This window comes from Mesorhizobium sp. M4A.F.Ca.ET.090.04.2.1 (genome assembly GCF_003999085.1).
Lineage (GTDB): Bacteria > Pseudomonadota > Alphaproteobacteria > Rhizobiales > Rhizobiaceae > Mesorhizobium.
Map to the genome: position 1 here is coordinate 1 of NZ_RZOT01000321.1, position 6,933 is coordinate 6,933.

Consider the following 6,933-nt stretch of genomic DNA (forward strand, 5'->3'; position numbering starts at 1 on the left):
CCTTTCGGGTCTCGGCGACAGCCGCCCGCCCTTCTGGTTCGCGCGGCTGACGGTGCGCGGGATCGAGCAGGCGCGGGATATGCTTGCCCGGCTTGCCGAGGCCCTGGCCCCGCTCACAGCCTTTCGCGGCGAACAGGACGCCGATCTTGCCGCGTTGACGCGGGCCAGCGTTATTGCGCTGGAGAACCTTGGCCGGGCAGCCGATGGCGGCCCAGCGGAACTTTATGCCGGCGACGCCGGTGAGAAGCTCGCCGAACTGCTGCGCGGCCTGGTCGCCGCTTCGGTGCCGTTCGCCTTCGCTGCGGCCGAATGGCCCGATGTGATGGACGCGCTAATCGCACCGGAAACGGTGAAGCCGGCGCAAGGTACCGACCGCAACATCGCCATCTGGGGCGCGCTGGAGGCGCGGCTGCAGAGCGTCGACACGCTCGTCATCGGCGGGCTCAACGAAGGTGTATGGCCGCGCAAGCCGGAGAGCGACCGCTTCATGTCGCGGCTGATGAAGACCGGCATCGACCTCGAGCCGCCGGAGCGGCGCATCGGCCTTGCCGCGCATGACTTCCAGATGGCGATGGGCGCGAAGAAAGTGGTGCTGACGCGCGCGGCCCGTTCCGGCGACGCGCCGGCGGTGCCGTCGCGCTGGCTGCAGCGCATGCTGACCTTCATCGGCAAGGAGCACGCGGCGGCGCCGATGCGGCGCGGCGCGGCGCTGCTCTCCTGGGCGCGCGCGCTCGATGCCGGCGAGCGGCTGGACTTCGCGCCAAGGCCGCAGCCGAGGCCGCCGCTCGCCACCCGGCCGCAGCATTTCTCGGTGACCGAGATCGAGACCCTGCGCCGCGATCCCTATGCAGTCTACGCCCGACGCATCCTCGGCCTGGTGCCGCTCGATCCGGTCATTCGCGATCCGGGCGCCGCCGAGCGCGGCACGCTGTTCCACGCCATCCTGCACCTGTTTTCGCGGCGGGTCGCCGATCCGCGCGCGCCGGACGCCTTGCAAAGCCTGGTCGAGGCAGGCCGGGCCTGCTTCGCCGAAGCGGCGCTTCCAGCCGACATCGAGGCGGTGTGGTGGCCGCGTTTCGAAAAGCTCGCCGCGAACATCATCCAGTGGGAGCGGCAGCGTGCACCCGATGTCACAAGTCGGCACGCCGAGGAACGTGCCGAAAGAACCGTCGTCGGCCGTACTGGAGTTACCCTGTCCGGGCGTGCCGACCGGATCGACCTCCTCGCCGGAGGCATGGCCGATATCCTCGACTACAAGACGGGCTCCTCGCCCTCGAAAGCACAGGCCCATACATTGCTTTCGCCGCAGCTCGCGCTCGAAGGCGCATTGCTGCGGCGAGGCGCCTTCAAGGAACTCGGCATTCGCGAACCCTCCCAGCTTGCCTTCGTGCGGCTGAAGGCGAATGGCGATGTCGATCCGGAATCGATCCTCGAGTACAATCGGAAGCTCCGAACCGCCAACGAGCTTTCCGAGGACGCCTGGGCGCGGCTGGAGAAGCTGCTCTTCCACTATGCCGACCCGACGACCGGCTATCTGTCGCGCGCGCTGCCGTTCCGCGAGGGCGAGGTCGATGGCGACTACGACCATCTCGCCCGCGTGCTCGAATGGTCGGCCGGCGGCGAGAGCGACGACGAGGCGGGGGAGGCATGAAGAAGGCCTACCCGATCCCGAGCGATACCGCCGCCAGCCAGGCGCGCGCTTCCGACCCGCTGAATTCGGCCTGGGTCTCTGCCAATGCGGGGTCCGGCAAGACGCATGTGCTGGCGCAGCGCGTCATCCGGCTGCTGCTCAGCGGCACCGACCCGTCGAAGATCCTTTGCCTGACCTACACGCGCGCCGCCGCCGCCAACATGTCGAACCGGGTGTTCTCGACGCTGTCGGAATGGACGTCGCTGGGCGATGCCGAGTTGGCGAGCCGGATCGTGGCGCTGGATGGCCGTGGCGCCGATGCCGGCACGATGCGCCGCGCGCGCCGGTTGTTCGCCGAGGCGCTGGAGACGCCGGGCGGGCTGAAGATCCAGACCATCCACGCCTTCTGCGAGTCGGTGCTGCACCAGTTCCCGCTGGAAGCCAACATTCCCGCGCATTTCGAGATGCTCGACACGCAGATGGAAGCGTCGCTGTTCGGCGATGCCCGCCGCGACATGATCTCGGGCGCCAGCGCCGGCGCCGAAGGACTGGCCGAGGCCTTCGCCCTGGTGCTGGAGCGCGGCGGCGAGGCCGGTCTCGACGCGCTGCTGGCCGAGATCGTGAACAAACGCGACGGGCTGCGCGCCTTCATCGCGGGGCTGGGCGACGACTTCCGGTCGCTGCTCGCCGAATTCCGCTTCAGGCCCGGCCTGACGGCAGAGGACATCGCCTCTTCGCTCTGGCCATTGCCCGGTTTCCTGCCAGACTATTTCGCCGGCTTCGCGCGTGCCGCCGAAGCAGCCGATGCGCGCATGGTGCTGAACAACATCCTGCCTTATGCAAGGCTGGCCTTTGCCGAAGCCGATCAGATCCGCAGGCTGGAGCTGCTCGGCAAGGCTTTCCTGAAGGCCGATGGCGCCGCCTACGAGCCGGCAAAAGCCTTCAAAAAAGTGCTGCTCGACCGGCTGCCGGACCTACCGGAGCGCTACATCGAGGCTGCCAGGGCAATCCTGGAAGTGTCGGACCGGCTGGCGCTGTTCAGGATGCTCGAAGGCACCGCGGCGGCGCTGACGGTCGCCCGCTGGCTGATTGCACGCTATGAGCATCTGAAACGGAGCCGCGGCTTTCTCGACTTCAACGACCTGATCACCCGCACCGTCGCCCTTTTGTCGCGCCCCGATGCCGGTGCGTGGGTGCAGTTCAAGCTCGACCAGGGCATCGACCACATCCTGCTCGACGAGGCGCAGGACACCAGTCCAGACCAATGGGAGGCGGTGAAGAAGCTGACGGAAGAGTTCTTTGCCGGGCTAGGACAGCGTGAAGCCGTCCATCGCACGATGTTTGCCGTCGGCGACGAGAAGCAGTCGATCTATTCCTTCCAGGGTGCCGCGCCCGATTCCTTTGCCGAGAGCAGGCAACTATTTGCCGGACGCGTGCGCGACGCAGGATTCTCCTTCGCCGATCTCAAGCTGACCTGGTCGTTCCGCTCCAGCGACGACGTGCTGGCCGCCGTCGACCGTGTCTTTGCCGATCCCGGAATCAGGCGCGGGATCAGCCATGACCCTGATGCGCTGAGCCACAAGGCGATCCGAACCGATGCGCCGGGCTATGTCGAGGTCTGGCCGTCGATCGGCGCGGAAATGGTCGACGAGCCGGACGACTGGACCCAGGCCGTCGACCATGCCCATGCGCCAGCTGTGCGCGTTGCCGAGAATGTTGCGACCACCATTGCCGGTTGGATCGGCAACGGTGAAATCATCGAAGGCCGCGGCAAGCGGTTGGGGCCTGGCGACGTGCTCGTGCTGGTGCGCAAGCGCGACAGCTTCGTGCATGCATTGACCCGCGCCTTGAAACGCCGCGACATTCCGGTCGCCGGCGCCGACCGGCTGAGCCTACCCGGCCACATTGCGGTGAAGGACCTGATCGCGCTCGGCCATTTCCTCATCCAGCCGCAGGACGACCTATCGCTGGCGGCCGTGCTTCGCAGCCCTGTCTTCGACGTGTCCGAGGAGCGGCTCTTTTCGCTGGCTAACGGACGCCCTTCCGGCCAATCGCTGGTCGCCTCACTGAGGCAGCAGGCCGGAGAGGATCCGGCGCTGGCCCCGGTGGTGGCGCAACTCGACGCCTGGGCGAACGAGGCGGCGTTCAAGCCGCTGTTCGAATTCTATGCCGCCGCACTCGCCCGCGACGGCCTGCGCAAGAAGATGATCGCCCGGCTCGGACCGGAAGCCGGCGATATCATCGACGAATTCCTGAGCTTCTGCCTGGCCGAGGAGCGCACCGGCCTGCCGGGACTGGAGGCCTTCCTGGCGACGCTGGAAAGCAGCGGACCCGAGATCAAGCGCGAGATGGACCAGACCCGCGACGAGGTCCGCGTCATGACCGTGCACGCCGCCAAGGGCCTGGAGGCGCCGGTCGTCTTCCTGGTCGATGGCGGCTCGGCGCCGTTCAGCGACCAGCATTTGCCGCGCCTGATGCCGTTCCAGGGCTCGGGCCAGCATTTCGACGGCAAGGGTTATCTCTGGCGCTCGGCCGGCGACGTCGCCAACGGCTTTTCGAAGGCCGCCGCCGCGCATGCCCGCGAACTCGCCGACGACGAATACCGCCGACTGCTCTATGTCGGCATGACGCGCGCCGAGGACCGGCTGGTCGTCTGCGGATACCATGGCAAGCGGGCGCCGAGCACCGGCACCTGGCATTCGATCGTCAGCCGGGCGCTGCTCGGCGCGCCGGAAAGCATGGAGCGCCGCCACCCGGCGGCGGCGGAGGTCGTCGTGCACCGCTTCCATATGACCAAATTGCCGCCGGTGGCGTTGGCGGCGGCCGAGGCGGAGAGCCCGATCGAGCATGTCGTGCCACTGCCGGAAAGCCTGTTCCGCCCGTTGCCCCCGTATGAGGAGCTGCCACGGCCGCTGTCGCCCTCCGGCGCCTCGGCGCTGATCGACGAGGCGAAGGAGACGGTGACCGACACGCGCTCGCCGGTGCTGGACGCCGAGGCCGAGCCAGGCTTCGCCGTCCTGCGCGGGCTGGCGCTGCACAAATTGCTGCAGATGTTGCCTTCGATCGCCGAAGGCGGGCGCAAGGACGCCGCCGAGCGCTATCTGGCGCGCGCCGGCGCGGCATGGTCGGAAGCCGAGCGCGTGAAAGCGTTGAACGCGGTGCTTGCGATCCTCGCCGATCCCCTATTCGCCCCCCTGTTCTCGCCCGCATCCCGCGCCGAAATCGCGGTGATGGGCAGCCTCGAGGTGAAGGGAAAGCTGCGCTCGATCTCCGGCAAGATCGACCGGCTGGCGGTCTCTGAGCACAGCGTGTCGATCGTCGACTACAAGACCAACCGGCCGGCGCCGACGACGCTGGAGGAGGTGCCGCCGGCCTATGTGCTGCAGCTTGCGCTCTACCGCGCGCTGCTGCAGCCGCTCTATCCCGGCCGCGATGTCCAGGCCGCGCTGCTGTTCACCGAAGCGCCAAGGCTGATCGAACTGCCGGCCAGCGCGATGGATGATGCCCTTGCCCGACTCACGGGAGCGTGACACAAGCACTGCTTGAATTAGATCTCTGTCACCACCACATTTGGTGCAACCCGAGTTCTTGAAAGGATTTCCGCATGACCACCGTCAAGGTCGACAAGAGCAATTTCCAGGCCGATGTGCTCAACGCCAAGGAGCCGGTCGTGGTGGATTTCTGGGCCGAATGGTGCGGCCCCTGCAAGATGATCGCTCCGGCGCTGGAAGACATCGCCAAGGAGCTTGGCTCGAAGGTGAAGATCGCCAAGCTCAATATCGACGAGAATCCCGAGCTTGCCGCGCAGTTCGGCGTGCGCTCGATCCCGACGCTGATGATCTTCAAGGGCGGCGAAGTGGCCGACATGAAGGTGGGCGCGGCGCCGAAGACCGCGCTGTCGCACTGGATCAACGGCAGCCTCGCGTGAGCCAATCGAGAAGTTTGCAGGACAAGCCCGGCCATCGCGCCGGGCTTTTTCTTTGGCGCCATCCCTCAGCGCCCTCTGGCCCTCGCGCGCGCTGCCTCCATGTCTTCTGCTTGGGACGGACAGGAGAACATCATGACCGGAACAGCCAAGGCCACCGTCTTCATCGACAATGAGCGCGTCATCGTCACCGAATATCGCTTCCAGCCCGGCGACAATACCGGCTGGCACCGTCATGGCCATGACTATGTCATCGTGCCGCTGATGGACGGAAAGGTGAAGCTGCTGACCAAGGACGGCGAATCCTTCGCCGAGATGAAGAAGGGAGCGCCCTATTTCCGCAAGGAAGGCGTCGAGCACGACGTCATCAGCGACAATGACAGCGAGTACGCCTTCATCGAGATCGAACTGAAGTAGTCCGCAGACAGCGTGCGGCAGTCACCAGTCGGCGATGCGGTCGCCGCCGGTGAATTGCGCGCTCTTTCCGGTGTATTCGAACAGCTCGATCTTCACGCCGTTGGGATCGCGGATCCAGGCCTGAAAGGTGTCGTCGCAGGCATGCTTCTTCGACGTGACCTCGACGCCCTTCGACCTGATATGAGCGATCGCGGCGTCGATATCCTCCACTTCGAGGCAGAAGTGGTTGATCTGGTTCTGGTCGCTGTAGCTGGCCTCGCCTTTCTGGAACACCTCGACATGGCTGCGGCCGCCGCAATTGAGGTAGAAGCCGAAGACCTTGCCGTCGCGCAGGAAATTGAACTGGGTGTCCATGCCGAGGACGTCGCGGTAGAAGCCTCGCGTCGCTTCCAGCTCATGCGCGAAGATGCAGACGTGGGCGAGTTGCTTGACCTTGATCACGACGGGCTCCTTGCGCTGGTCAGATAGGACGCCCCATGCTTGCGAGAAATCCGACGTCAGGTGGGCGGCGTGCCATTTTCGGCCAGCACCGCGCCGGCAAGGTAAAGCGAGCCGCCGATCAGGATGCGCGGCGGCGGACCGTCCCAGGTATCGCGCAGTAGCATCAACGCGCTGGCAACTGAACTGACGGGCTCGGCTGACAGGCCGGCCTCGCCGGCGCGCAGCGCCAGCTCGTCATTGGGCACGCCAGCGTCGCTGAGGCTCACCGGCACCGTATAGACGTGCCGGGCGAGGCCCTTGAAGGCCCGGAAATAGCCGCTCTGGTCCTTGGTGTTGATCATGCCGGAGATCAGAAACAGCGGCCGCGGGTGCTTCTCTTCCTGCTCGGCCAGCGCTTCGGCGATAACAAGGCCGGCGCCGGGATTGTGGCCGCCGTCGAGCCAGATATCGGCGCCCTTCGGCGCCAGCTCCGTCAGTCGGCCCTGGGTCAGCTTCTGCATGCGACCGGGCCAGGCGACGC

5 protein-coding genes and 1 pseudogene are annotated in these 6,933 nt (G+C 66.5%); 4 read left to right on the forward strand and 2 right to left on the reverse strand.

Going from position 1 to position 6,933, the window contains the following annotated elements; translation table 11 throughout:
- The 4 genes from addB to EN781_RS21280 all read left to right on the forward strand — a co-directional run.
- A partial coding sequence (gene addB / locus EN781_RS21265; RefSeq protein ID WP_127400300.1) for a double-strand break repair protein AddB occupies window positions 1–1,651 on the forward strand: 1,651 nt, incomplete at its 5' end.
- Entirely contained in the window at window positions 1,648–5,160 is a 3,513-nt protein-coding gene (addA, locus tag EN781_RS21270) for a double-strand break repair helicase AddA (protein ID WP_126057123.1), read from the forward strand. The genes addB and addA, both read left to right, overlap by 4 nt.
- Before the next feature lie 74 nt (window positions 5,161–5,234).
- A complete protein-coding gene (gene trxA / locus EN781_RS21275) occupies window positions 5,235–5,558 on the forward strand; it encodes a thioredoxin (protein WP_126057124.1) in 324 nt (107 codons plus the stop codon).
- Window positions 5,559–5,690: 132 nt separating this feature from the next.
- Window positions 5,691–5,972 (forward strand): cupin domain-containing protein, encoded by a 282-nt coding sequence (locus tag EN781_RS21280; RefSeq protein ID WP_126057125.1) that lies wholly within the window; start codon window positions 5,691–5,693, stop codon window positions 5,970–5,972.
- A 21-nt stretch (window positions 5,973–5,993) separates the two neighbouring features.
- Here EN781_RS21280 and EN781_RS21285 read toward each other — a convergent pair whose 3' ends face one another.
- Window positions 5,994–6,413 carry a VOC family protein gene (locus tag EN781_RS21285; protein ID WP_126057126.1) on the reverse strand — a complete coding sequence of 140 codons (420 nt, stop codon included), beginning with the start codon at window positions 6,411–6,413 and terminating at the stop codon, window positions 5,994–5,996.
- 56 nt (window positions 6,414–6,469) lie between these two features.
- Window positions 6,470–6,933 (reverse strand): annotated as a pseudogene (locus EN781_RS21290) (bifunctional folylpolyglutamate synthase/dihydrofolate synthase); the annotation flags it as partial.

Excerpts from the sequence above, each read along its gene's own strand:
- EN781_RS21280 (WP_126057125.1), top strand. The coding sequence starts at position 5,691 with ATGACCGGAACAGCCAAGGCCACCGTCTTCATCGACAATGAGCGCGTC.
- addA (WP_126057123.1), top strand. The coding sequence starts at position 1,648 with ATGAAGAAGGCCTACCCGATCCCGAGCGATACCGCCGCCAGCCAGGCG.
- trxA (WP_126057124.1), top strand. The coding sequence starts at position 5,235 with ATGACCACCGTCAAGGTCGACAAGAGCAATTTCCAGGCCGATGTGCTC.